General features: G+C 70.7%; 21 protein-coding genes. 8 read left to right on the top strand and 13 right to left on the bottom strand.

Annotated features, from left to right (window positions below):
- Positions 1 to 6: 6 nt before the first annotated feature.
- Positions 7 to 2,388 carry a phosphoribosylformylglycinamidine synthase subunit PurL gene (gene purL, locus DEJ02_RS15400; protein ID WP_258320808.1) on the top strand — a complete coding sequence of 794 codons (2,382 nt, stop codon included), beginning with the start codon at positions 7 to 9 and terminating at the stop codon, positions 2,386 to 2,388.
- Between the two features lie 13 nt (positions 2,389 to 2,401).
- Positions 2,402 to 3,322, top strand: a complete 921-nt coding sequence (locus DEJ02_RS15405; protein WP_111033674.1) for a 2-hydroxyacid dehydrogenase — start codon at positions 2,402 to 2,404, stop codon at positions 3,320 to 3,322.
- A gap of 16 nt (positions 3,323 to 3,338) precedes the next feature.
- Here the strand turns inward: DEJ02_RS15405 and DEJ02_RS15410 are convergent, their stop codons facing one another.
- Both DEJ02_RS15410 and DEJ02_RS15415 read right to left on the bottom strand, forming a co-directional pair.
- Positions 3,339 to 4,427 (bottom strand): beta-propeller fold lactonase family protein, encoded by a 1,089-nt coding sequence (locus DEJ02_RS15410; RefSeq protein ID WP_111033675.1) that lies wholly within the window; start codon positions 4,425 to 4,427, stop codon positions 3,339 to 3,341.
- Positions 4,424 to 4,747, bottom strand: coding sequence for a chorismate mutase (locus DEJ02_RS15415; RefSeq protein WP_111024253.1), 324 nt, complete (start codon positions 4,745 to 4,747; stop codon positions 4,424 to 4,426). Before DEJ02_RS15415 ends, DEJ02_RS15410 begins: the two co-directional genes overlap by 4 nt.
- 60 nt (positions 4,748 to 4,807) lie before the next feature.
- On the opposite strand from DEJ02_RS15415, the gene DEJ02_RS15420 reads away from it, so the two are divergent.
- A complete protein-coding gene (locus DEJ02_RS15420; protein WP_111024254.1) occupies positions 4,808 to 5,212 on the top strand; it encodes a DUF1304 domain-containing protein in 405 nt (134 codons plus the stop codon).
- A gap of 114 nt (positions 5,213 to 5,326) precedes the next feature.
- Here DEJ02_RS15420 and DEJ02_RS15425 read toward each other — a convergent pair whose 3' ends face one another.
- Positions 5,327 to 6,334, bottom strand: a complete 1,008-nt coding sequence (locus DEJ02_RS15425) for an iron-siderophore ABC transporter substrate-binding protein (RefSeq protein ID WP_071404382.1) — start codon at positions 6,332 to 6,334, stop codon at positions 5,327 to 5,329.
- A 58-nt stretch (positions 6,335 to 6,392) separates the two neighbouring features.
- Here DEJ02_RS15425 and DEJ02_RS15430 point away from each other — a divergent pair, with 58 nt between their 5' ends.
- On the top strand, positions 6,393 to 7,259 hold the full coding sequence (locus tag DEJ02_RS15430; protein ID WP_181440390.1) for a shikimate dehydrogenase: 867 nt from the start codon (positions 6,393 to 6,395) through the stop codon (positions 7,257 to 7,259).
- A gap of 26 nt (positions 7,260 to 7,285) precedes the next feature.
- On the opposite strand, the gene DEJ02_RS15435 is transcribed toward DEJ02_RS15430, so the two are convergent.
- Genes DEJ02_RS15435 through DEJ02_RS15445 form a run of 3 tightly spaced genes read right to left on the bottom strand, consistent with a single transcriptional unit; the run spans position 7,286 to position 9,096 of the window.
- Positions 7,286 to 8,239, bottom strand: a complete 954-nt coding sequence (locus DEJ02_RS15435) for an SDR family NAD(P)-dependent oxidoreductase (protein ID WP_111033677.1) — start codon at positions 8,237 to 8,239, stop codon at positions 7,286 to 7,288.
- Between the two features lie 34 nt (positions 8,240 to 8,273).
- Positions 8,274 to 8,660: a YchJ family protein gene (locus tag DEJ02_RS15440; RefSeq protein ID WP_111033678.1), complete on the bottom strand. Its 387-nt coding sequence runs from the start codon at positions 8,658 to 8,660 to the stop codon at positions 8,274 to 8,276.
- Positions 8,661 to 8,670: 10 nt separating this feature from the next.
- The gene (locus DEJ02_RS15445; protein WP_111033679.1) at positions 8,671 to 9,096 is read right to left on the bottom strand and encodes an organic hydroperoxide resistance protein; all 426 of its coding nucleotides are present in this window, start codon (positions 9,094 to 9,096) and stop codon (positions 8,671 to 8,673) included.
- Between the two features lie 247 nt (positions 9,097 to 9,343).
- On the opposite strand from DEJ02_RS15445, the gene DEJ02_RS15450 reads away from it, so the two are divergent.
- The 3 genes from DEJ02_RS15450 to DEJ02_RS15460 all read left to right on the top strand — a co-directional run bounded on the left by DEJ02_RS15450 (position 9,344) and on the right by DEJ02_RS15460 (position 11,503).
- Complete coding sequence (locus tag DEJ02_RS15450) at positions 9,344 to 10,030, top strand: hypothetical protein (RefSeq protein ID WP_111033680.1); 687 nt, start codon at positions 9,344 to 9,346, stop codon at positions 10,028 to 10,030.
- Positions 10,031 to 10,033: 3 nt separating this feature from the next.
- Positions 10,034 to 10,663, top strand: a complete 630-nt coding sequence (locus tag DEJ02_RS15455; RefSeq protein WP_111033681.1) for a hypothetical protein — start codon at positions 10,034 to 10,036, stop codon at positions 10,661 to 10,663.
- Positions 10,664 to 10,771: 108 nt separating this feature from the next.
- Positions 10,772 to 11,503: an SOS response-associated peptidase gene (locus tag DEJ02_RS15460; RefSeq protein WP_111024260.1), complete on the top strand. Its 732-nt coding sequence runs from the start codon at positions 10,772 to 10,774 to the stop codon at positions 11,501 to 11,503.
- Between the two features lie 86 nt (positions 11,504 to 11,589).
- On the opposite strand, the gene DEJ02_RS15465 is transcribed toward DEJ02_RS15460, so the two are convergent.
- From DEJ02_RS15465 to DEJ02_RS15475, 3 genes are all read right to left on the bottom strand, one after another.
- Positions 11,590 to 17,100, bottom strand: coding sequence for an Ig-like domain-containing protein (locus DEJ02_RS15465; RefSeq protein WP_181440391.1), 5,511 nt, complete (start codon positions 17,098 to 17,100; stop codon positions 11,590 to 11,592).
- Between the two features lie 298 nt (positions 17,101 to 17,398).
- Entirely contained in the window at positions 17,399 to 17,728 is a 330-nt protein-coding gene (locus tag DEJ02_RS15470; protein WP_258375940.1) for a hypothetical protein, read from the bottom strand.
- Positions 17,729 to 17,829: 101 nt separating this feature from the next.
- Complete coding sequence (locus DEJ02_RS15475; RefSeq protein WP_071248415.1) at positions 17,830 to 18,159, bottom strand: hypothetical protein; 330 nt, start codon at positions 18,157 to 18,159, stop codon at positions 17,830 to 17,832.
- Positions 18,160 to 18,418: 259 nt separating this feature from the next.
- Between DEJ02_RS15475 and DEJ02_RS15480 the strand changes: the two genes are divergently transcribed.
- Complete coding sequence (locus tag DEJ02_RS15480) at positions 18,419 to 18,883, top strand: VanZ family protein (RefSeq protein ID WP_111033684.1); 465 nt, start codon at positions 18,419 to 18,421, stop codon at positions 18,881 to 18,883.
- 69 nt (positions 18,884 to 18,952) lie between these two features.
- On the opposite strand, the gene DEJ02_RS15485 is transcribed toward DEJ02_RS15480, so the two are convergent.
- The 4 genes from DEJ02_RS15485 to gmd all read right to left on the bottom strand — a co-directional run bounded on the left by DEJ02_RS15485 (position 18,953) and on the right by gmd (position 23,745).
- On the bottom strand, positions 18,953 to 19,510 hold the full coding sequence (locus tag DEJ02_RS15485) for a hypothetical protein (RefSeq protein WP_111029789.1): 558 nt from the start codon (positions 19,508 to 19,510) through the stop codon (positions 18,953 to 18,955).
- Positions 19,511 to 19,889: 379 nt separating this feature from the next.
- The gene (locus DEJ02_RS15490; RefSeq protein ID WP_111033685.1) at positions 19,890 to 21,710 is read right to left on the bottom strand and encodes a DUF4012 domain-containing protein; all 1,821 of its coding nucleotides are present in this window, start codon (positions 21,708 to 21,710) and stop codon (positions 19,890 to 19,892) included.
- Between the two features lie 35 nt (positions 21,711 to 21,745).
- A complete protein-coding gene (locus DEJ02_RS15495) occupies positions 21,746 to 22,717 on the bottom strand; it encodes a GDP-L-fucose synthase (protein ID WP_111033686.1) in 972 nt (323 codons plus the stop codon).
- A complete protein-coding gene (gene gmd / locus DEJ02_RS15500) occupies positions 22,717 to 23,745 on the bottom strand; it encodes a GDP-mannose 4,6-dehydratase (protein ID WP_111033687.1) in 1,029 nt (342 codons plus the stop codon). The genes DEJ02_RS15495 and gmd overlap by 1 nt, the downstream gene beginning before the upstream one ends.
- Positions 23,746 to 23,750: the final 5 nt, after the last annotated feature.

The raw sequence follows: 23,750 nt of genomic DNA on the forward strand, positions 1-23,750 counted from the left end.
GACACCGTGACGACCTCCGTTCGCCCGAAGCCCGACACCGTGCAGGACGCGGCAGCCACCCCCGACAAGGAGCAGCCGTACGACGCGCTGGGCCTGAAGCCGGACGAGTACGCCCGCATCAAGGAGATCCTCGGCCGCCGCCCCACCTCGGGCGAGCTGGCGATGTACTCGGTGATGTGGAGCGAGCACTGCTCCTACAAGTCCTCGAAGAACTACCTCCGTCAGTTCGGCAAGAAGGTCACGCCGGAGATGACGAAGAACCTGATGGTCGGCATGGGCGAGAACGCCGGTGTCGTCGACGTCGGCAACGGCTGGGCGGTGACCTTCAAGGTCGAGTCGCACAACCACCCGTCCTACGTCGAGCCGTACCAGGGCGCGGCCACCGGTGTCGGCGGCATCGTCCGCGACATCATCTCGATGGGCGCCCGCCCCGTCGCCGTGATGGACCAGCTCCGCTTCGGCGCGATCGACCACGAGGACACCGCACGCGTCGTGCACGGCGTCGTCGGTGGCATCTCGTTCTACGGCAACTGCCTCGGCCTGCCGAACATCGGCGGCGAGACCTACTTCGACCCGGTGTACCAGGGCAACCCGCTGGTCAACGCCCTCGCGGTCGGCGTCCTGCGCCACGAGGACCTGCACCTGGCGAACGCGTCCGGCGCCGGCAACAAGGTCGTCCTGTTCGGTGCCCGAACCGGTGGCGACGGCATCGGCGGCGCGTCGATCCTGGCGTCCGACACCTTCACCGAGGGCGGCCCGACCAAGCGTCCGGCCGTGCAGGTCGGCGACCCCTTCGCCGAGAAGGTCCTGATCGAGTGCTGCCTCGAGCTGTTCCAGAAGGACCTGGTCGAGGGCATCCAGGACCTCGGCGCCGCGGGCATCTCCTGCGCCACCTCGGAGCTCGCGAGCAACGGCGACGGCGGCATGCACATCTCGCTCGACGACGTCCTGCTCCGCGACCCCACGCTCACCGCCGAAGAGATCCTGATGTCGGAGAGCCAGGAGCGCATGATGGCGGTCGTCCGCCCCGACAAGCTCGACGAGTTCCTGAGCGTCGTCGGCAAGTGGGAGGTCGAGACCAGCGTGCTCGGCGAGGTCACCGGCACCGGCCGGCTCGTCATCGACTGGCAGGGCCAGGAGATCGTGAACGTCGACCCGCGCACGGTCGCCGTCGACGGCCCGGTCTACGACCGCCCGGTCGCCTACCCGACCTGGATCGACGCGCTGCAGGCCGACACCGCTGCCTCGCTCGACCGTCCGGCCGACGGCCCCGCGCTGAAGGCACAGTTCCTCAGCCTGCTCGGTTCGCCGAACCTGGCGTCGAAGAACTGGGTCACGAACCAGTACGACACCTACGTGCTCGGCAACACCGCACTGTCCTTCCCCGACGACGGCGGCATGATCCGCGTCGACGAGGAAACGGGGCTCGGTGTCGCCATCGCCACCGACGCGAACGGCCGCTACTGCCAGCTCGACCCGAAGCAGGGTGCACGTCTGGCCCTGGCCGAGGCCTACCGCAACGTCGCCGTCACCGGTGCCGTCCCCGCCGCCGTCACCGACTGCCTGAACTTCGGCTCCCCCGAGAACCCCGAGGTCATGTGGCAGTTCTCCGAGGCGGTCGAGGGCCTGGCCGACGGCTGCATGGAGCTCGGCATCCCGGTCACCGGCGGCAACGTGTCGTTCTACAACCAGACCGGCTCGACCCCCATCCACCCGACGCCCGTCGTCGGCGTGCTCGGCATCATCGACGACGTCGCCAAGCGCGTGCCGTCCGGGTGGCAGGACGACGGCCACAACATCTACCTGCTCGGCACCACGAGCCTCGAGCTCGACGGCTCCGCGTGGGCCGGCACCGTGCACGGGCACCTGGGCGGGCGTCCGCCGGCGGTCGACCTCGAGCGCGAGAAGGCCCTCGCCGAGCTGCTGTACGCGGCGTCCGGCGAGCAGCTGCTCACCAGCGCCCACGACCTGGCGGACGGCGGCCTCGGCCAGTCGCTCGCCGAGTCCGTGCTCCGCTTCGGCATCGGCGCCCGCGTGGTCCTCGACGAGCTCGAGACCCGCGACGGCATCGACACCGCGACGGCGCTGTTCTCCGAGTCGACCGGTCGCGTCATCGTGACCGTCCGCCGCGAGGACGACGTGCGGTTCCAGGGCATGTGCGACGGCCGGGGGTTCCCGGTGCTGCGCATCGGCGTGACCGACGCGACGTCGAGCACGCTCGAGGTCCAGGGCGCGTTCGAGGCAACGGTCGACGAGCTGCGGGGCACCCACGCCGCGACGCTGCCGGCCCGCTTCGGCGACGTGATCGTCGAGGACGTCACCGAGGGGTACGTCGGCCGCGGGCCGCTCGACTCCGACGGTGCCTTCTCGCCGCGCACCGACGCCTAGGCCCGGGTCGCGGATGCCGATCGTCACCCTGCCCTTCGCCGAGCTCGTCGACCGGTTCGGCCCCGTGCCGGACGGCATCGAGCTGGACGTCTGGGACGTCGAGTCGCCGTACGGTCGCCCGGACGACGTCGCGATCACGTTCCTGCCGTTCTACTTCGAGGGGCGGCACCGCTGGCAGTTCGTGCACGACCTGCCCGAGCTCCAGCTCCTGCAGCTGCCGAGCGCCGGGTACGAGCACGCCGTCCCGCACGTGCCCGGGCACGCGCAGCTGGCGAACGGTCGCGGCATCCACGACGACGAGACCGCCGAGCTCGCGGTCGGCCTCGCGCTGACGTCGCTCCGTGAGATCTCGGCGTTCCAGGTCGACCGTGCCAACGGCGTCTGGGACGCCCGCGAGACCCGATCGCTCGCCGACCGCCGGGTGACCGTCGTCGGCTACGGGGCGATCGGGTCCGCGATCGCCACCCGGTTCGAGGCGTTCCGGACCGAGGTGACCGTGGTCGCCCGGACCGCTCGTGAGCAGGACGGCCGGCACGTGCACGCGTTCGGCGAGCTGCCCGAGCTGGCTCCGACGACCGACGTGCTCGTTCTCATCGCGCCGCTCACCGCCGAGACCGAACGCCTGGTCGACGCGGAGCTGCTCGCGGCGCTGCCGGACGGTGCCCTCGTGGTGAACGTGGCGCGTGGCAAGGTCGTCGACACCGACGCCCTGGTCGCCGAACTGCGGTCGGAGCGGCTGTTCGCGGCCCTCGACGTCACCGACCCGGAGCCCCTGCCCGCCGGACACCCGCTCTGGACGACGCCGAACACCGTGCTCACCCCGCACGTCGGCGGCAACACCGACCTGAGCGTGCCGCGGTCGATCGAGCTGATGCGCAAGCAGGTCGCGGCGCTGGCCGAGGGTCGCCCGTTCGAGAACCTGATCGAGTTCTAGCCGGCTGTTCCCGGCGTCAGAGCGGGACGACGCAGGTCGGGGTGCCGACCGGGATCTGCGCGACGGCTTCGCCGGGCACGCCCTCGGCGTCGAGCGGCAGCACGGCGACGGCGTCGGACATCTGGTTCGCCACCAGGACGAACCCGGGCACCCGCGCGAAGTGCCGCGGCCAGACCCCACCGCAGGGCACCGACCCGACGACGGCGAGCCCGCCGTCACGCGCGTCGAGCACCACGAGCAGGTCGCGCCCGCGCACGGCCACGTACACGCGGCCGGCCTCGTCGACCTCGATGTGGCTCAGCAGCGACTCCCCCACCGCACCGTCGAACGTCGGCACGGCGGCGATCGTCACGAACGCCCCGGAGTCGTCACGGCGCAGCCGGTGCACACGCCCGTCGAGTTCACCGGCGACGAGCAGGTCACCGTCGATCCAGGCCATGTGCCTCGGGCCGGCGCCGGGTGTCACGTGGTGCACGCGGAGTGCTTCGATGGCGGGGACCCCGTCGGCCGACACCGTGACGCGGAACTCGTGCAGGGCATCGCCGCCGAGGTCGGCGACGAGCACCGTGCCGTCCGGGGTGGCGATCGACTGGTGGGCGTGCGGGCCGTCCTGGCGGTCTTCGTCAGGACCCGTCGCGTCGGGCAGCACGGCGACCGCGACGGCCTCGGTCGGCACGGAGCGCTGGTCGGCGTCCCCGTGCAGCACCACGCCGTCGCTGGCGGTCACCGAGGCGGCGTGCGTCTCGGCCGGCGCGAGGGATATCGCCGTGACCGTGCCCGAGACGTAGTTGGTGACGACGAGCGCGCCCGAGGGGTCGACCCGCACGTGGCACGGGGCGTCTCCGCCGGCGGGGGCGTCCCACAGGTGCTCGAGTGCGCCGCCCTGCAGCCGGAAGGCCGACACGGCGCCGTCGTTCGTCTCGGAGACCGCGTAGACCCGGTCACCCGAGACGGCGAGGAACGAGGGGTCGTCGAGCACCGCGACGGTCCGGGGTGCCGGGACGGCTCCGACCGGTCCGGCGTCGACCAGCGAGATGCCCGTGGCGTTGCCGCCACCAGTCGCCGTGTACGACCCGATGAGCAGCGACGGCAGCTCGGCGCTCATTCGTCGCGGCCCGCGATGCGCTCGTGGTGGTGGATGACCTCGGCGACGATGAAGTTGAGGAACTTCTCGGCGAAGGCGGGGTCGAGGTGGGAGTCGGCGGCGAGCGACCGGAGCCGTGCGACCTGGATCCGTTCGCGGTCCGGGTCGGCGGCGGGCATGCCCGACTCGGCCTTCAGGTGCCCCACGCGCTGCGTGTACTTGAAGCGCTCCGCGAGCATGTGGATGACGGCGGCGTCGATGTTGTCGATGCTCTGCCGGATGCTCCGCAGTTCGGCGACGGCGCTCGCGTCGGCCTCGGACAGGGTGACGTCGTCGTTCATGGTCCGAGCCTACTGGCGGACGTGCAGCGGAACCCGGCCCGCTGCTGCGAGAATGTGCACATGTCGGTCCTGCTGGTGATCTCGGGTGTCTGTGCGGTCCTCGCGGGCCTCATCCACGTGTACATCTTCTTCCTCGAATCGGTCATCTGGACCAGTCCGCAAGCGCGCCGGATCTTCGGCATCGCTTCCGAGACCGAAGCCGTGGCGACCCGTTCGCTCGCCTTCAACCAGGGTTTCTACAACCTGTTCCTGGCGATCGGGGCGATCCTCGGCGTCGTGCTCGTGCTGGCCGGCAACACCGTGAGCGGCTGGACCCTCGTGGTGTTCTCGACCGCGAGCATGCTCGGTGCCGCGGTGATCCTGATCGGCTCGGGTCGCAAGTACGTCAACTCCGCGTTCAAGCAGGGCACGCTCCCCCTGATCGCGCTGCTCTTCGCGCTGCTGGGCTCCACCATCGGCGTCTAGCCCAGCTCACCCTCCCCCGAACTGCGAAAGCGACAGGGTGCCACCGAACATCGGCGGCACCCTGTCGCTTTCGCGTTGCTGACCAGCGGAGCCGGCCAGCAGCGTCGACCAGCCCTAGCCGAGCTTCTCCTCGAACTGCGCCGGCAGCTTGTCGAGCGCCCACTCGATCGCAGCCGTGGTGCCCATCGAGAACGCGGACGAGACGTCCTTGTCGTCGAAGACGATCGAGTGTCCGGCCTCGACCGACGGCACCTTCTGGAACAGCTTGTTCGACGAGGCCTCCGACGCGTCGACGTAGATCGGCAGGATCAGCGTCAGGTCGGCGTCGAGCAGGTCGAGGTTCTCGTCGGACAGGTGCACGGAGAACTCCTTGCCGGCCTGCTCGTCGATGGCCTTCGGGATCTCGAAGCCGAGGTTCCGCATGAAGGTCGAACGGCTGTCCGTGGAGGCGTACGCCCCGAAGCCCTCGGAGCTGTAGGCACCGACGACGGCCGTCTTGCCCTCGAAGTCCGGGTGCGCCTTGCGTGCTGCGGCGTAGGCGTCGTCGAGGCCGGAGAGCAGCTTCTTGCCCTCGGACTCCTTGCCGAGCGCCTTCGCGATCATGGTCGTCTGCTGCTCGGTCGACGCGAGGTAGTTCGCGCCGCCCTTCGGGATCGCCACGGTCGGCGCGATCGCGGAGAGCTTGTCGTACCGCTCCTTGTCGCCCGAGGACTTCACGTCGAGGATGACATCGGGGTTGAGCTTGAGGATGTCCTCGTAGCTCGGTTCGAGCGTCTGGATGATCTTCGGGGACTTGTCGTACGCACCCTTGAGCCACGGACCGACACCGTCGCCGCCGAACGCGAGCCAGTCGCTCGCACCGACCGGCTGCACACCGAGCTCGAGCGCGGTCTCGGCGTCGCCCCACCCGAGCGCGACGACGCGCTTCGGTGCCGACTCGATGGTGGTGGTGCCGAGGCCGGTCGTGATCGAGACCGGGAACGCGGCGTCGGACGACCCCGACGACGCCGAGTCGGTCGAGGAGCCGGAGCCGGACGCGCAGCCGGCGAGGACGAGGGACGCTGCGACGACGGCGCCGGCTGCGGCGAGCACGCGTCGGAGACGCAAGGGAGAACGGTTCACGAAGGGTAGCCTAACCTAACGGGGTGCGCAGGAAAACGGCTGGCTAGGCTGGGTGACCGTGGCGTTCACCGATCCAGGCCGCACGCACCTCGCGGTGCTCGGCTCCCCCATCGCACACTCGCTCTCGCCCACGCTCCACGCTGCGGCCTACGATGCGCTCGACCTGCCCTTCACCTACGGGAGGCACGAGGTCGCGTCCGGCGAGCTCGCCGCGTTCGTCGCGGGGCTGGGTCCGGAATGGCGTGGGCTGAGTCTCACGATGCCGCTCAAGCGCGAGGTCCTGCCGCTGCTCGACCGCACGACCCCGCTCGTCGACGAGCTCGGGGTCGCCAACACGGTCGCGTTCCGCCACGAGGGCTCCACGATCGTCCGAGCCGGCGCGAACACCGACGTGCAGGGACTCGTCCGCCCGGTCGAGGCACTCGGACACCTGCCCGGCGAGGCCACGATCCTGGGCGGCGGAGCCACTGCGGCGAGCGCCCTGACCGCTGCCGTGCGGCTCGGGGCGTCGCTCGTCCGGGTGTTCGTCCGCGACACCGCGAAGACCCGTGCACTGGTCGACCTGGCCGTCCGGCTCGGGGTGACGCTCGAGGTCCACCCCCTGACCGAACTCGCCGGCACGCACCACGGGTTCGTCCTCTCGACGCTGCCGGGTGGTGCCGCCGACCCGCTCGAGTTCGGTCCGTCGGGGCCGGACGCCGTGCTGTTCGACGTCGCCTACGAACCGTGGCCCACCGTGATCGCCAGCCGCTGGACCGACGCAGGGGGCCGCGTGCTGAACGGCCTCGACATGCTCACCGAGCAGGCGATCGGGCAGATCCGGTTCTTCCTGACCGGTGACGAGGACGAACTGCTCCCCGACGAGGCCGGGGTCCGCCGGGCGATGCGCACCGCGGTCGACCTGCCCGCAGTCATCGGCAGCTAGCCGACGACGACACTGGCGCCCTGCGGTCAGCCGCGGGACCGCGCCTCGGCGTCGAGCAGCGCGACGGAGACGTCCCACAGCCGATCGGCCTGGTCCGGATCGAGGGCCCAGGGCAGCACGCCGTGCAGGCCGTCCTCGATCCGCTCGACCACCGCCGCTTCGTGGCAGTCCTCGAAGTACCGGCCCGTGACCCCGTCGAGTTCCGGTGCGGTGGCGAGCAGGACCGAGGTCGCGGCTCCCTGCTCCGGGGTCTTCACGGCATCGGCCGCGGCGATCTTCGTGGCGGCCAGCACCTCCGGGTCCCAGTGCTTCTGCAGCCCGGTCCAGATCCCGCCGGGCATGAGGGCGTTCGCGGTGATGCCGTCGGCGGCCCACCGGCGGCCGGCAGCGACGGCGAACAGCGCGTTGGCGGTCTTCGACTGCCCGTACGCGAGTCCGGGCTCGTAGTGACGCCGGCGGAAGAACAGGTCGTCGAACACGACGGGCGAACCACCGTGTCCGCTCGACGACACCGAGACGATCCGTGCCGAACCCGAGGCGGCCAGGGAGTCGTGCAGCCCGAGCGCGAGGGCGAAGTGCCCGAGGTGGTTGGTCGCGAAGTGTGACTCCCACCCGGCGGACGTGTACGACTCGGGCGCGTCCATGATGCCCGCGTTGGCGACGAGCACGTCGAGCGGCCCCGACCACGCTGCGGTGCAGGCCTCGACGGAAGCCGGACGGTCCAGGTGCAGCTCCAGGACGGCCGGCGCTTCCGTCCCCGTCGTCCGGGCGATGTCGTCCGCCACCCGTCGGCCGGCATCGACGTCCCGCACCGCGAGCGTCACGCGCGCCCCGGCTCCGGCGAGTGCTCGGGAGGTCTCCACGCCGATGCCGGACGCCGCACCGGTGACGATAGCCGTGCGCCCCGTCAGGTCGAGGCCGTCGACGACCTCGGCGGCCGTGGTCCGGTCGCCGAAGCGGGTGAGGTCGCGTGCGGGCATGTGGGCTCCTGTCAGCTGGCGTGGTGCGCAGTCGTCAGGCGACCACGCCGTCCACGTAGAACCATCGTCCCTGCTCGCGGACGAAGTCGCTCGTCTCCTCGAGCGTGCCGCGCTCGTCGTCGGAACGCCACCACGCGCGGAACGTGACGGTGCCGTGGGAGTCGAACGGGCCTCCCGAGGTGGTCGTCAGCACGTCCAACCGGGTCCAGCGCTGGGTCGGGTCCAACTCGAGACCCGCCGGGCGGGTGCGCGGGTGCCAGGTGAGCAGCAGGTACTCCGGCAGGCCCAGCGCGAAGGCGCTGAAGCGGGAGCGCATGAGCCGTTCCGCGGTCGGCGCCACGGCCCCGGCGTGCAGGGGGCCGCAGCACTCGCCGTAGGGGTTGCCGCTCAGGCAGGGGCAGCGCGTCGTGTCGGTGACCACCGGCCGAACGCTAGTCGACGATGGACAGCGTGACGGTGATGTTGCCGCGGGTCGCGTTCGAGTACGGGCAGATCTCGTGTGCGCGCTCGGCCAGGCGCTGCCGCTGCTCCTGCGGGGCGTTCGGGGCGTAGACGTCGAGCTCCACCGCGAGGCCGAAGGCGCCGTCGCCGGTGCCGCCGATGCCGACCTCGGCGGAGACCTCGGCGCCGGCGGTGTCGACCTCGAGCTCCTTGCCGGCGGCGTGCAGGGCACCGAGGAAGCACGCGGCGTACCCGGCGGCGAACAGCTGCTCGGGGTTGCTGCCCTCGCCGCTGCCGCCCATCTCCTTGGGCGGGCGGGTGTCGAGGTCGAGCCGGTCGTCCTCGCTGCGGACGTGCCCGTCGCGGCCGCCTCCGGTGGCGTGGGCAGCGGCGGTGTAGACGATGTCGAGACTCATGGTCCGAGGTCACCGTGCTCGCCTGGACGAATCCTGAGCGGGAGCACCACGTCGCGGGTGCGGCCGCTCCGGGCGCGCAGCGCTCGGGCGTGTCCGGGTGGGGGCGGCGCGGGCCGGCGCGCGGTGCGGATGCGAGCGCGTCGCTTGGTGAGCAGAAGATGTCGAGTCCCCCGCCCGCACCCGACATCTTCTGCTCACGAACGCGAGCGCCCGGGCACCCCGCACCAGCACCGGGTAGACATGATGAGTGTTCAAGATCGGGTGGCAGGTGTTCCGGGAGCGGTTCCCCGCACTCATCGGGCCGCAGTACCGCCGTCGTGTCGTGGTCGTCGCCACCGTCGTCACGGTGGTCGCGTTCATCGGGTTCCAGGGGCTGGCGCTGCTCGTCGACGACGGTTCGGTCCCCCTCGCGGTGTGGCTGGTCGCATCGGCGCTGTTCGCGACCGGGGTCGGCGGCATCGGTTCGTGCTTCGTCCCGATCGGCCCGAAGGGGTGGGCGGTCCCGCCGATCCCCGGCATCGGATGGCGCACACAGGAGGCCGTCGCCCGGTACTACCGCCGCAATCCGCCTCCGGTCGAGCCGGAACACCGCGACGCCGTCCTCGACCGCATGCCCGAGACCCGCGACCTGATCGTCCGCGGCGCGTTCCGGGGCTTCCTGATGCTCGGCGGCTGGGCCCTGGCACTCGTCGGGACCGTGGTGGTCAACGTCGCCACCGTGCCGGCCGGCGACGGGCTCGTCGGGCTGTCCGCCTTCTGGTTCGTCGTGCCCCTGAGCGGAGCCGTCACCGCGATCGGAGGACTGCGCACCCTCGGCCGCCAGGAGCAGCTCCGCGTCGAGGCCGGAGCACTCCCGCCGGTTCCCCCGCCCCTGCCACCCCGCGGCCGTCCCGGCGCACGGAGCGGCAGCAAGCTCGCCCTGCCGGAGGAGTGACCCGTGTTCACGCTCGGCTGGCAGGTCTTCCGCCGGCACGTTACGGACGTGCTGGATCCGGCACGCGTCCGTCGTGCCGCCCTGTGGTCCGGCATCGCGGCGGTCGTCGCGCTGGTCGGCATGGCCGTCCTGGAGGCCCGGGTCGACTGGACGGGGACCACTCCGGTCCGCAGCGTGGTCGCGATGGTGCTGCTGGCGCTCGGCGTCGGACTGCTCGCCTTCGCGTGCATCCCGACGTGGCAACCGCCGGACCCCTCGACGACGATCAACGGTCGGCAGGTGCGGCCCTCGTGGCAGCTCGCCGCCCGGGGAGCCACGCAGCTCTACGTGCAGCGTCGGCCGGTGCCGGTCCTGCCGGAGCACCGCGAGATCGTCCGCACCGACACCGTCCTGCTGCGGCGGGGGCTGATCGGCATGCTCGCCCGCGTCACACCGTTGCTCGGTTCGGGGCTCGTCGCCGTCCTCGGGGCGTTCGTCCTCGGGGCCGCCAGCGGGTTCCACGGGCTCTTGATCGCGGTGTACACGATCGGGCTCTCGGAGTACGTCGTCAAACTCGGCCGCTCCGAACGAGCCCGCCTGGCCGCCGAGTCCCTCGAGCCCGCACCCGAGACGCCCGCACGCCCCACTTCGTGAGCAGGAATGGTCGAGTCACTGTGGGGCACTCGACCATTCCTGCTCACGAAGCGTGAACGGCGCACCCCGACGCGCACCACTGTCGGCGGCGACGGGCACACTGGGCGCATGTGTGGAAGGTTCGTCGTCTCCGACACCACGGCCGATCTGTTGCCCGAGCTCATGGGCGAGCTCGCCGCCCGGACCGAGCACGTCGACGAGGACACCGGCGAGGTGCACCCCGGCCTCGCCCCGAGCTGGAACGTCGCCCCGACCGACCCCGTGTACGCCGTCCGCCAGCGGCACGGCGAACGCGAGCTGCCGCAGATCAGCTGGGGCTTCGTGCCGAGCTGGGCGAAGGACTTCCAGAAGCAGCGCCCGAAGCCGATCAACGCCCGCATCGAGACGGTCGCGACGAGCGGCATGTTCAAGCGGGCCTTCGCCACGAACCGCTGCATCGTCCCGGCGCAGGGGTACTACGAGTGGGTCGTGCGCGAGGACGGCAAGGAACCCCACTTCGTGCACGAACCCGGCGGCGCCCTGGCGATGGCCGGCGTCGTGAGCGCCTGGCCCGACCCCACGAAGCCCGAGGGCGACCCGGACAAGTGGCGCCTGTCGCTCGCGATCATCACCCGTGACGCCCACGTCGCCCCGGGCGAGGTCCACGACCGCATGCCGGCGTTCCTGACGCCCGACGGCTACGACGACTGGCTCGGCGGCGACCTCCGCTCAGACGACCTGCTCGCCCTGCTCGACCACGAGTCGCTGGCGGTGGCCGCGGGCCTGGAGCAGTACGAGGTCTCCCGCACGGTGAACAGCGTGCGGAACGACGGACCGCAGCTCATCGCGCCCGTCGCGTAGACGGTCGCGCCCCGCGCGCGGACTGGAGGCCCGGATCACCGCAGCGGGTCTGCTGCGGTGATCCGGGCCTCCAGTCCGGTGCCCTGTTACGGACGTGCGCTGCGGCGGATGCCCGGCGCGACGCGGACCGCGATCCGTCGTCGGGTCACCAGGAGCACGCCCGCCAGCATGAGCGCGAGTGCCGCGAGCCCGAGGCCGACCAGCCCGGTCACGCCCGTGAAGGCGAGCTCGGTGCCGTGGACGATCGCGGCGAGCCCGGTCGGGAACCTGACCGTGACGGTTGCGCTGACCGTCTGTCCCGCGCTGTCGGAGACCTCGTAACCGACGAAGGTGGTTCCGGTGAACCCGCTCTCAGGGGTGAAGACGACCCGGCCGTCGCGGATGGTCCACGTGCCCTGGTCGGCGACGACCACGCGGTCGGTCGGTGTGCCGGACTCGGGGTGGAGCAGGTGCAGCGTGCCCGGCTCGAACGTGGCGCCGCCGGTGGCGGAGTCGTTGTCGAGCGGATCCACGACGACCCGGTGTCCGACGATCCCGGTGGCGGAGTCGTCGGTGGCGACCGCCGCGGCGACCACGGTCATGGTCGCGGTGGCGGTGGCCGTCTGCCCCGAGGCGTCCGTCACCGTGTAGGTGAAGGTGTCCGTGCCGGTGAAGCCGGCGGCCGGGGTGTAGACGTACGCGCCGTTCCGCTGGATCGTCACGGTGCCGTGGGCGGGCTTCCGGGCCGGGGCGGCGGTGAGGCCGGTGCCCTGGTCGTCGGCGAGCAGGCCGTGGCGGGCGTCGCGGGTGACGGACGTGCCGGACACGGTGTGCCCGGAGTCGTCCGCCGCGGCGATGCCGACCGTGATCGTGACGGTGGCGTCGATCTGCTGCTCCATCGAGTCCTGCGCCCGGTACGTGACGGTGTCGGTGCCCGAGAAGCCCTTCGCCGGGGTGTAGACGAACGTGCCGTCGGCGGCGATGGAGGCCGTGCCGTGACGGGCCTGACCCACCGCGACGACCGTCAGGGCGTCACCGTGGTCGTTGCCGAGCACGCCGTGGCCGGCGACCCGGACCGTCTTGCCCGCCGTGGTCGTGGCCTTGTCGTCCTTCGCGGCCGGGGCGACGTCGATGACGACCCGCGCGAACGCCGCGGTGCCGTCGGCGTCGTTGGCCGAGTAGGTGAACCAGTCACGGCCGGACCAGTTCGACGTGGGCGTGTAGACGTACGAGCCGTCCTTCTCGAGCGACAGTGTGCCGTTGAACGGCTTCGTCTCCATGGCGGCCCAGAGCCCACGACCGGAGTCGCCGACCAGCACGCCCTTGTCGGCGGCCATGCGCATGCTGCGGTTCGTCGACATGGTGTGCCAGTGGTCGACCGCGGCGACGCCGACGACGACCGTGACCGTCGCGGTCGAGGTCCGTCCGGCACCGTCGGTCACCGTGTACTCGAACGTGTCCGCGCCGGAGAAGCCCTTCGCCGGGGTGTAGACGAGCGAGCCGGGCTCGGAGCCCTCCGTCACGGTGCCGTGCTCGGCGCGGCCGTGCGCGGTGACGGCGAGGCTGGTGCCGCGGTCGTTGCCGGTCAGGGTCGCGCCGCTGATCGGCAGCGCGGTGTTCGCCGCGGTGCGCAGGGCGTCGGCGACCGCGGTCGGCGTGACGGTCACGGTGACGGTCGCCGTCGCGGTGCCGCCGGTCGGGTCGGTCACCGTGTAGGTGAACGTGTCCGTGCCGGAGAACCCGTCGGCGGGCGTGTACGTGACCGAGCTGGCACCGGTCGGGCCGGTTGCGCCGCCGCCGGTGCCGCCGGGCGTCGTGCTGCCCGTGATCGTGGCGGTGCCGTGGCCGGGCTTCGAGACCGCGGTGACGGCGAGCTTCGTGCCCGAGTCGTTGCCGGTGACGGCGACGTCGACCGGGGTCGCTGCGCTCGTCGTCGCGGTGTCGGCGGCGGCCTTCGGGGCGACGACGATCGTCACGGTGCCCGTGGTCGTCCCGCCAGAGCCGTCGGTCACCGTGTAGTCGAACTCGTCCGGGCCGGAGTAACCCGGCTCGGGCTTGTACGTGTACGAGCCGTCCTCGTCGACCGTCACGTCGCCGTGCGAGGGCTTGGTGTGGTCGGTGACCGCCAGGTCGGTGCCCTTCGCACCGTCGAGCAGTCCGGTGCCGGCCGGCACGGTGGTGGTGGCGTCGGCCTCGGCCGAGGTCGACCCGCCACCGGCGACCGGGGTGACGGTGACCGTCACGGTGCCGGTGTTCGTGGCGCCCGACGGGTCCGTCACCGTGTAGGTGACGGTGTCCGTGCCGGAGAAGCCGTCCTTCGGCGTGTACGTGATCGTGCCGTCGTCGTTGCGGGTCGCGGTGCCGTTCTTCCCGTCCGTGACGGACACGACCGTCAGGCCGGTGCCGTGGTCGTTGCCCGTCAGGGCACCGGAGGTGACCGTGGTGCTGCCGCCCGCCGCGACGGTGACGGTGTCGGGCTCCGTGCCGGGGCGGATCGTGACCGTCACGGTGCCGGTGGTGGTGCGGCCGGCGGGGTCCGTCGCCGTGTAGGTGAAGGTGTCCGTGCCCGAGAAGCCGTCCTTCGGCGTGTACGTGTACGAGCCGTTCGCGGCGAGCTCGACCGTGCCGTGTGCGGGCTGCTGGTCGACGGCCGCGGTCAGGCCGGTGCCCCGGTCGTTCGCGAGCACGCCGTCGCCCTTCGCGACGGTCAGGGTCGAGCCGGCCGTGGCGGTGGCGGTGTCGGCCGTGGCGCGCGGGCCGACGACGACGGTGACCGTGCCGGTCGTGGAGCGGCCTGCTCCGTCGACCACCGTGTAGGTGAAGGTGTCCGTGCCCGAGAAGCCGTCGGCCGGGGTGTAGACCACGCGGCCGGTGGCTCGGTCGAGGGTGACGGTGCCGCGGGCGGCGCCGGTCTCGCCGGTGCCGGTGCCGGTGCCGGTGCCGGTGCCGGTCTCGCCGGTGCTGTTGCCGCTGCCGGCGGCCCCGCCTGCGGTCACGTCGGTCACGGTCAGCCCCGTGCCCCGGTCGTTGCCGGTCAGGGTGGCGGCATCGATGGTCAGCGCCTCGTCGGCCCGGGTCGACACCGTGTCGGCCGTTGCGACGGGCCGCACGGTGATCGTGACGGTCGCCGCACCGGTGGTGACACCGCTGCCGTCGGTCACCGTGTAGGTGAACGAGTCGTTGCCGGACGCTCCGGCGGTCGGCGTGTACTCGACCGAGCCGTCCGCTGCGACGACGGCCGTGCCGTGGGACGGACCGGTGACGATCGTGGTCTCGAGGTCCGAGCCACGGTCGTTGGCCTGCACGTCGATCGTCACCGGGGTGCCGGAGTCCGTCGACGCGGTGTCGGCACCGATGGTCGGGTTGACCGTGATGGAGACGGTCGCGCTGCTCGGCGAGCCGGAGCCGTCGACCGCCGTGTACGTGAACGCGTCCGGGCCGGAGTACCCCTCGGCCGGCGTGTACGTGAAGGTGCCGGTGGCCTTGTCGAGCGTCAGCGCACCTTGCGAGGGGGACGTGTTCGACGCCACGGTGAGCCCGGTGCCGGAGTCGTTGCCGAGCACGCCGGTCGCCCTGGTGCCGGCGGTGGCGGTGCCGCCCGCGGCGACCTTGACGGTGTCGTCCTGTGCCGCAGGGGCGACCTGCACGGTCACCGTGACGGTGTCGGTCCCGCCGCTGCCGTCGGTCACGGTGTACGTGAAGGAGTCGGTGCCGGAGAACCCGGCTGCCGGGGTGTACGAGTACGAGCCGTCCGGACGCACCGTCGCCGAGCCGTGGGCGGGGGCGCTGCTGCCGGTGACCGTCAGGCCGGCACCCAGGTCGTTGTCGAGCACGTTGCCGGTCGTCGACGACCCGGCCGTCGCGGTGGCGGCGTCTGCCGTCGCCGAGGGCAGCACGGTGAGTCGCACCGTCGCGGTGACGGTCGCGCCGGAGCCGTCCTTCGCGGTGTACGTGAACGCGTCCGGGCCGGAGTACCCCTTGTCGGCGCCGTAGGAGAACGACCCGTCGGCGGCGATCTTCACCAGACCGTGCGACGGCTGACCATGACCCGTGATGGTCAGGTCCGACCCGCGGTCGTTCGTCAGGACGCCCTCCGCGGCGTTCACCGTGAGCACGGTGCCCGCGTGCACGCTGTACGCGTCGTCGGAGCCCTTCGGTGCGACGGTGACGGTCACGGTGCTGGTCGAGGTCTGCCCCGACGAGTCCTTCGCCGTGTACTGGAACGTGTCCGAGCCCGAGAACCCGCCGGCCGGGGTGTACGTGTACGAGCCGTCGGCAGCGACCGTGGCGGCGCCGTGCGCCGGCGTGGTGTTCGAGACGACGGACAGGCCGGTGCCGCGGTCGTTCGCGAGCACGCCCGAGGCGGCCGGCACCGAGAGCGCCGTGCCGGTGGGTGTCGTGGCGGTGTCGCTGCTGGTGGTGACGTGCGTGGCCTTCAGCGTGTTCGTGAAGGTGACCAGGACGTCCGTGCCGTCCGCGGTGGTGGCCGCCGGGAACGTGAAGGTCCCCGTGGTGCCGGTGCCGCTGGCGACGACCGCGTCGCTGTTCAGGTTCACGGCCTTCCACGTGGTCGTGTAGTTCGACAGGTCGGTGGTGCCCACCGCCGTCTGGCGGGCGGTGTACGTCTTGTTCGGAGTCGACAGGACCGCGCCCGCCTTCTGGGGCTGGGTGCCGGCAGCCGTGCCGTTGGTGGTCGCCGTGTTGCCGGTCGAGACGCCGCCGCCGGTCACCGCCAGACCGAACTGGTCGGACGGACTCCACCGCTGGTCGACGCTCGACTGCGCCGCCAGGGTGTTGGCGTAGTTGCAGGACGCCAGGTCGCTCGGCGAGTAGCCGTTCGCGATCGTGAACGTGCTGACCTGCGCGCCCGAACCCGGATCGATCTTGTACATGGTGGAGCCGACCGAGGCGAACAGGTAGCCGTCGGACGAGAACGCGATGCCGGGGCTGCCGCTCGTGCTCGCGTCGATCGGAAGGGTCGCGACCTTCGAGGTGGTCAGAGCCGTGGTGCCCGCGGTCGTCGGGACCGTCTCGGTGTCGACGCGACGGATCTCGTTGCCGGTGACGACGAACAGCAGCCCGCGGGTGCTGAACGCCATGTCACCGTTCTTGTTGGTGAGCAGGTTGCCGATGGTGCCGACCTGGCCGATCTTCGCGCCGGTCTTCGTGTCGTACGCACCGAGGTACGCGGGGTTCGCGCCGCTCGCGTAGTAGTAGATGCCGGTCGCCGGGTTGATCGCACCACGGAGCAGCTGGTGGCTGCCGTTCGGGTCCGCGGCGGTCACGTCGGCAATCCGGGCATCGTTCACCGCGTCGTACCCGGTGATCGTGTTGCCGTTGTTGATCGACGCGTACGCGGCGACACCGTTGCGGGCGACCGCGAGGGCGTTGTCGCCCGGCGCCATGCTCGTGACGTTCGTGACGGCACCGGTGGTGGCGTCGATGGCGGCGAGCTGGTTCGCGGCGGTGTTGATGCCGTACAGCGTGTTCTGGTCGCAGGACAACGCGCCGGCTGCAGCGGCGGGGTCGGCCACGACGGCCTGGGTCAGACCGACGCCGGCGAGGAGCGCGGCGCCGAGCATGGCGACGGCGCGCAGGCCGGGACGGCTTCTGGGCACAGCGGTGCCCGGGTTCGTACGCTGCATGATCACTTTCGGGTCGAGACGATGCGGGCACCGAGACCGACCGGAGGATCAGGGAGAACGGTCGTTGGCGCCAGGTTGATCCTGGCAGTTCCTCGTGTTCGGGTGGGGACAATCGGGGTCCCCAATAGGGGGGACCACTCGTTCAGGGGGTACGCGGCAGGCCGGCACGTCTCGGTCCGCCGTCGCGGTCCATTCGCACCCCGGGCACACGGAAGAACCCCCGCCGGCAGGCCGGCGGGGGTTCGAGGATCAGCGAGCGATCAGCAGTGGATCACGCGGTCGGACGGATCACGTCCGGCAGCAGCACGTGCAGGCGCTCGGCCAGACGTGCCTTCGCCTCGTCGAGGGACCGGAAGTCCCCGACGTACTCACCGAAGGTGTCGGAGACGAAGAAGTGGGTGCCCTGGCGGTCGACGGTGCCGCCGTAGTAGCCGCCGTAGTTCGCGACCCACAGGCCGGTGTCGGCCTGGGCCCACGAGATGCGGACGGGGGCTGCCTGCACGGGAGCCACGACCTGGGCCTCGATCTCGGCGATGACCTCGATCGTCTGGGTGTCCAGGGTCACCTCGGCCTGCTGGCGGTGGGCGACGGTCGTGCTCATGGTGCTGCTCCTTCGTGCTGTGCTGCGTACTGGGTGGTGCCGGTGGTTCCGGGTGGTGCGGGCGTCGCGATCGACGCCGGTGGAGCTGGTGTCCGTCGTCGTCACTCGACCGGCCGGATGACCGGCGGGAGCATGACGTGCAGCTGGTCCTCGAGCTTGGTCTGTGCCTCTTCGAGGGAGGAGAACTCGCCCACGACGAGCCCGAAGGTGTCGGAGGCCACGTAACGGTCGTCGCGCTTGTCGACGCTGCCGCCGAAGTACCCGCCGTAGCCGGCGATCCACTCGCCCTGGTCTTCCTGCACCCAGGTGACCTTGGCGCGCTTGGGGCGCGAGGAGAGCGCTGCATCGGCCTCGAGGATCGCGATGGTGTCCACGGTGTCGGTGTCGAGGGTGACCTCGGCCTGCGTCGCGTTGTTCACGGTGATGCTCATGTCGCTCTCCTTCACGATCCGGGGTACATCTGCTGACACCAGAACGCTACGAGAAGTGCCGAGGGGATCGCCAGCCAGGCCCGTCGATTCACGGGTTTCGTCAATGCCATCCATCGGGCAGCCCCGGATTTCCGGGCAGGTGCGTCGCACTTCCGGGGTACAGCGCCAGGATCGGGGTACTCGTTTTCCGGATCGCCGGGATCGGGGGACGAGATGGTGCGGACACCTGCCTGGAGGCGCGACTCGCTAGCGTCGGCACGTGACCTCCGACAAGCCCCGCGTCGACGACCGCGCCCCGGCCACCTGGCGCAGCCGTCGGTTCGCGACGGGGCTGGCGATCGCCTACGGCGTCGCCCTGGCGCTCGTCGGGTTCTGGGGCTCCCCCGTCGACGCCGCAGGAGGCCCGTGGCTCACCCGCGCGCTCGCAGCCGCGCACCGTCACGGCCTGCCGGAGCGCATCGACTACGCCGCCGTGGAGTCCCTGGCGAACGTGGTCTACTTCGTGCCGCTCGGCCTGCTCGTGGTGCTGCTCGCCGGGGCGCGGTGGTGGTGGGCCGCCATTGCCGCGGGGCTCGTCGTCAGCACGTGCATCGAGACCGGTCAGGCGCTGTTCCTGCCCGCCCGCACCGCGACCGTCGACGACGTCGTCGCCAACGGCGTGGGGGCGCTCCTGGGGGCCGTGGTGGGTGTGCTGCTGCTCAGCCGTGCGGCCCGGCGTCGCTGAGGACGATCTCCGGACACGACGAAGCCCCCGGAGCAGATGCTCCGGGGGCTTCGTTCAGTGTGTCGAGACTCAGACGGACTCGCGCTGGCGGCGGACCGAGCCGCGGACCAGCAGGAGGCCACCACCGAGGACGACTGCGCCGCCGGCGACCCAGAGGGCCAGGGCGGAGACGGTCGAACCCGTGAAGGCCAGCGTGCCGTCGGTGCCGTTGCCAGCGCCGGCTGCGGGAACCGCAGCAGCGTCAGCCGGGGCGACGGTGAAGGCCGCGAAGCCGACGACGCCCGAGGTGGCGCCGGTGGCGGTCAGGTTGTAGGTGCCCGAGGCGCCCTGGGGGAACGTGACCTTGACGACGAGCGAGCCGTCCGAAGCAGCCGTGTAGGTCTTCGAGACGGTCGTGGTCGGCAGCGCGCCGAGCGTGACCGCACCGGCACCGGTGACCTGGACGTTGACGGTCTCGTTGTCCTGGAACGCACCCTCGGTGAAGTTCACCGAAGCGGTGCCACCGGCGACGGCGGTGCCGGAGACGGAGACGTCGGAGTCAGGCGTGTAACCGGCGGCGTTGGCGACGGCCGGAGTGGCGAGCAGTGCGGCGCCAGCCAGCACCACCGCTGCGATGAGCTTCTTCATGAATGGTTCCCCTAAAGATCTGAAAATCCAGACCCTGACACCCAGAGCCCGCTGTTCGCCGGTGGTTGACCCCAGCCACAGAAATGGCGGTTGTTATGGCGAAGTTGTCTCAATCTAGCGGACTTTCCCAGCTTGGTACCAGATCGCGTGGATTTTGTTCATTGGTCGACGTGTGTTCATCCGCGCCAAGTACCCGTCACACGGCCCTACCGTCGGTCCATCGAGGCTTCACACAACAGAAACCCCAGGTGAGAGGCCTCAACGGCGCAAACTAGAGCACGCTGAACGTCCGATCAGCGACCTTTGCGCCCGGACAGGTTGGTGCGTTGCCCCTCGGAGTGGGGGCACACTCGCGGTTCGCTTTGCGGAGGTTCCGTTGTCAGCCCGCGGTGAGCGGCCGCTCGCAGTCGAACGTGAGGGGCTTCGTCTCGGTCTGCCGGACGCCAGGAGTCGAGTCCGCCTGCACCGCCGCCTTCGCGTACTTCGCCTCGCCGAGGAACGCGACGCGGTAGGTCAGGCTCTCGCCGGGGGCGAGCAGGGTCTGCAACTGGGCCACCGGATGCCCGCCGTCGGTCGCTGTCTGCACCGGAGTGGTCTTGCCGTCCTTCGTGGCGCCGAGGAAGATCGCGTTCTCGGGCGCGTACGCAGCGAGCAAGGTCTTGATCTTGCCGGGCTCCACGCCGAAGTCACCGCCCCCGGTGACGTAGCGCGGCAGGGTCGTCGCGGCATCGGCTGGTGCCGCGTTCTTCAAGGTGATCTCGACGACCGACGTCGGTCGTCCGTCCTTCCGGCACACCGAACTGCCAACGGAGACGCGCTTCTGGAGGTAGTAGTCCATCTTCGCTCCGGTGCCGTCGTTCAGGTAGACGGCGAACTGGCTCGAGTCGACGTTCGCCGTCGGCAGCTCGCCCGCGACCGGAGTCCCGCTGATGCGGCGCTGCTCCGCCTTGTCGGCGCTCCAGAGCCGCAGACGGCCCTCGTCCGAGCTCTCTGTCAGCGCCGACACGAATGCCTTCGCGTCGAACCCGCCGGAAGAGACCTTGGCGAACACCGCGCTGGCGGCGGACGCGAAGAAGGCGTCCTGCACCGCCGGGTCGGGGTACTTGGCGTAGACGTCGCTGAGCAGCAGCTGCACCGCGTTGTCGGAGGTCAGGGTGTCTCCGGTCGGCAACTGCACGGGGCCGGTCGCCTTGAGGATGAAGCTGAGCGTCACCGGGTCCATGGCGAGCACGCCATCCACCTGCTGGCCGAAATTCTGCTTCCACATCTCCCGCGCGAGCTTCGCCGACACGTCGAAGCGCGGCGTGAGGGTGACATCCTGCATGTACTCTCCGGTGATCTCCCCGTAGAGCCCACGCGTGTCAGCCGTCAGTGGCAGGACCGGTTCGTCGTACGGCCCGAAGTCCCCGCTCGAGGCCTGGGCCGACAGACGGAGCGAACCGTCCTTCGCGTCGAGCGCCGCCACCGCACCGGGGATACCTCCCCCGGCTCGCAGTTCGGCGTTGTTCTGGAAGAGCAGCAGATACCGCCGCTGCCCGTCGTGACCGAGCATGGCCGGCGCGAGCTGCACGATGCGGTTCGCAGCGACCGCCTGCTCGGACGCTGACGACAGCGCGTTCCGCAGCTGTCCCACGGCGGTGGTGACCGGCGACAGCGTTCCACTGGTGTCGATCCGCGCCGCGTCGGTGCGTGCCTGCTGGAGTGTCTTCGTGGCCTGGGCGACCGCCGGCTGCGCGTCCTCGATCGGCTGGAGGTCGATCTTGCCGTTCTTTGGCGCGAACGAATCCGACCCGAGGCCGTCGATGACGCCGGCGACGGGACTGACGGCATCGCTGGCGACGCCGTCGACGATCACCGAGATGTCGCGCACGGCCCGCAGGTTGGTCCCGAAGAAGGGTACGGACTGTGCCGCGCCCCAGACGGGGTCGCCGGTCAGTGATCGAGCCGACGCTGCTTCGTCCTCGAGGTGCCTCGCGGTCTTCTGCGCGGCACCGGTATCACCACTGGTCAGCTGCGACCGGAGCGTGTCGACGTCCCCGACGGCCCGCTCCAGGTGCCCCTTTGCGAGCATGCCGCGGACACCGACCCAGGCGACAGCGAGGATGAGCAGCAGGACAAGGGCGAGGACGACCCACAGAACGATCCGGGCCCTGGACCCCCGGTGAACTGCAGTGCGTCGCGACTCGGGCGCGTCGGACATGAGGCGATCCTACGGTTCCGTGGGTCCAGCACCCATCACTGACGGACGGAATCCGCGTGTTCGCGGTACCAGTCAATGGTGCTGCGAAGCCCGTCTTCGAGGCCGATCTGTGCCGTCCAACCGGCACCCGCCAGCTTCGACACGTCGAGCAGCTTCTGCGGGGTCCCGTCCGGCTTGGTGGTGTCCCAGACCGTCTCGCCCTCGAACCCGACGATCTTGCCGATCGTCTCGGCGATCTCCTTGATCGTGACGTCCGACCCGGTACCGACGTTGACCTGGTCAGGACCGTCGTAGTGCTCCATGAGATGGAACACCGCTGCCGCCATGTCGTCGACGTGCAGGAACTCACGACGGGGCGACCCGGTCCCCCAGTTCTCAACGGTTGATGCACCGCTGCGAGCGGCTTCGTCGTACCGGCGGATGAGCGCCGGCAGGACGTGGGACCCGGTCGGCGAGAAGTTGTCGCCGGGACCGTAGAGGTTGGTCGGCATCGCCGAGATCCACGGGCGGCCGAACTGCCGACGGACGGCCTGCACCTGCAGGATGCCGGCGATCTTGGCGATGGCGTAGGCGTCGTTGGTGGGCTCCAGGTGGCCCGTGAGCAGTGCGTCCTCGTGGATCGGCTGCTCGGCCATCTTCGGGTAGATGCAGGACGAGCCGAGGAACACGAGCCGTTCGACACCGTGCTCCACCGCGGCGTCCATCACGTTGACCTGGATCTGCAGGTTCTCGCTCAGGAAGTCGTGCGGGTAGGTGTTGTTCGCCATGATCCCGCCGACCTTCGCGGCGGCGAGGACGACGTGCTTCGGCTGCTGCTCGGCGAAGAAGGCGAAGACCGCGCCGCGGTCCTTCAGGTCGAGCTCGGACGAGGTCCGTCCGACCACGTCGGTGAAGCCCTCCGACTCGAGCTTGCGCCAGACCGCGGAACCCACCAGGCCGCGGTGCCCCGCGACGTAGACGCGGTCAGCTCGGTCGATCGGACCGGGGGTGAAGTCGGTCGCGGCCATCAGGAACCCCAGCTCTCAAGTCGGACTGTGTCGATCCACGGACGGCCCTCGTGCTCGAGCGCCGAGACGTCGGCGTCGACCATGATCCTCGCCAGCTCGGCGGTGTCGACGGTCGCCTCCCAACCGAGCTTCTCCTTGGCCTTCGAGGCGTCGCCGACCAGGGCGTCGACCTCGCTCGGTCGCAGGTATCGCTCGTCGAACCGAACGTGGTCTTCCCAGTTCAGGCCGGCGTGCGAGAAGGCGGTGGTGAGGAAGTCCTTGACCGTGAAGTCGCCACCGGTCGCCAGCACGAAGTCGTCCGGCTCGTCGACCTGCAGCATCCGCCACATCCCCTCGACGTACTCGGCGGCGTACCCCCAGTCGCGGACGGAGTCGAGGTTGCCGAGGTACACGTGGTCCTCGAGGCCGGCCTTGATCCGAGCGACCGCACGGGTGATCTTCCGGGTGACGAATGTCTCACCCCGACGCGGCGACTCGTGGTTGAACAGGATGCCGTTGACCGCGAACATCCCGTATGCCTCGCGGTAGTTCCGGGTCACCCAGTAGCTGTAGACCTTCGCGGCGCCGTACGGAGAACGCGGCCAGAACGGCGTCTCCTCGTTCTGCGGCGGCGGGGTGGCTCCGAACATCTCAGAGGAGGACGCCTGGTAGAAGCGCGTGTGGATCCCGGACACCCGGACCGCCTCGAGCATGCGCATCGTGCCCACACCCGTGACATCGCCGGTGTGCTCCGGCTCGTCGAACGACACCCGCACATGCGACTGCGCCGCGAGGTTGTAGACCTCGTCGGGCTTCAGCTCGCTGAGGAGACTGACGAGCCGCGCACCGTCGCCGAGGTCCCCGTAGTGCAGGAAGAGCTTGGCGTCGGGGTTGTGCGGGTCCACGTACAGGTGGTCGATCCGCGAGGTGTTGAACGTGGACGCACGACGGATGAGTCCGTGCACCTCGTATCCCTTTCGGAGCAGCAACTCGGCCAGGTACGAGCCGTCCTGTCCGGTGATGCCTGTGATCAAGGCCTTCTTGGGCAACTGGT

It is taken from the genome of Curtobacterium sp. MCLR17_042 (assembly GCF_003234695.1).
GTDB classification, from domain to species: domain Bacteria; phylum Actinomycetota; class Actinomycetes; order Actinomycetales; family Microbacteriaceae; genus Curtobacterium; species Curtobacterium flaccumfaciens.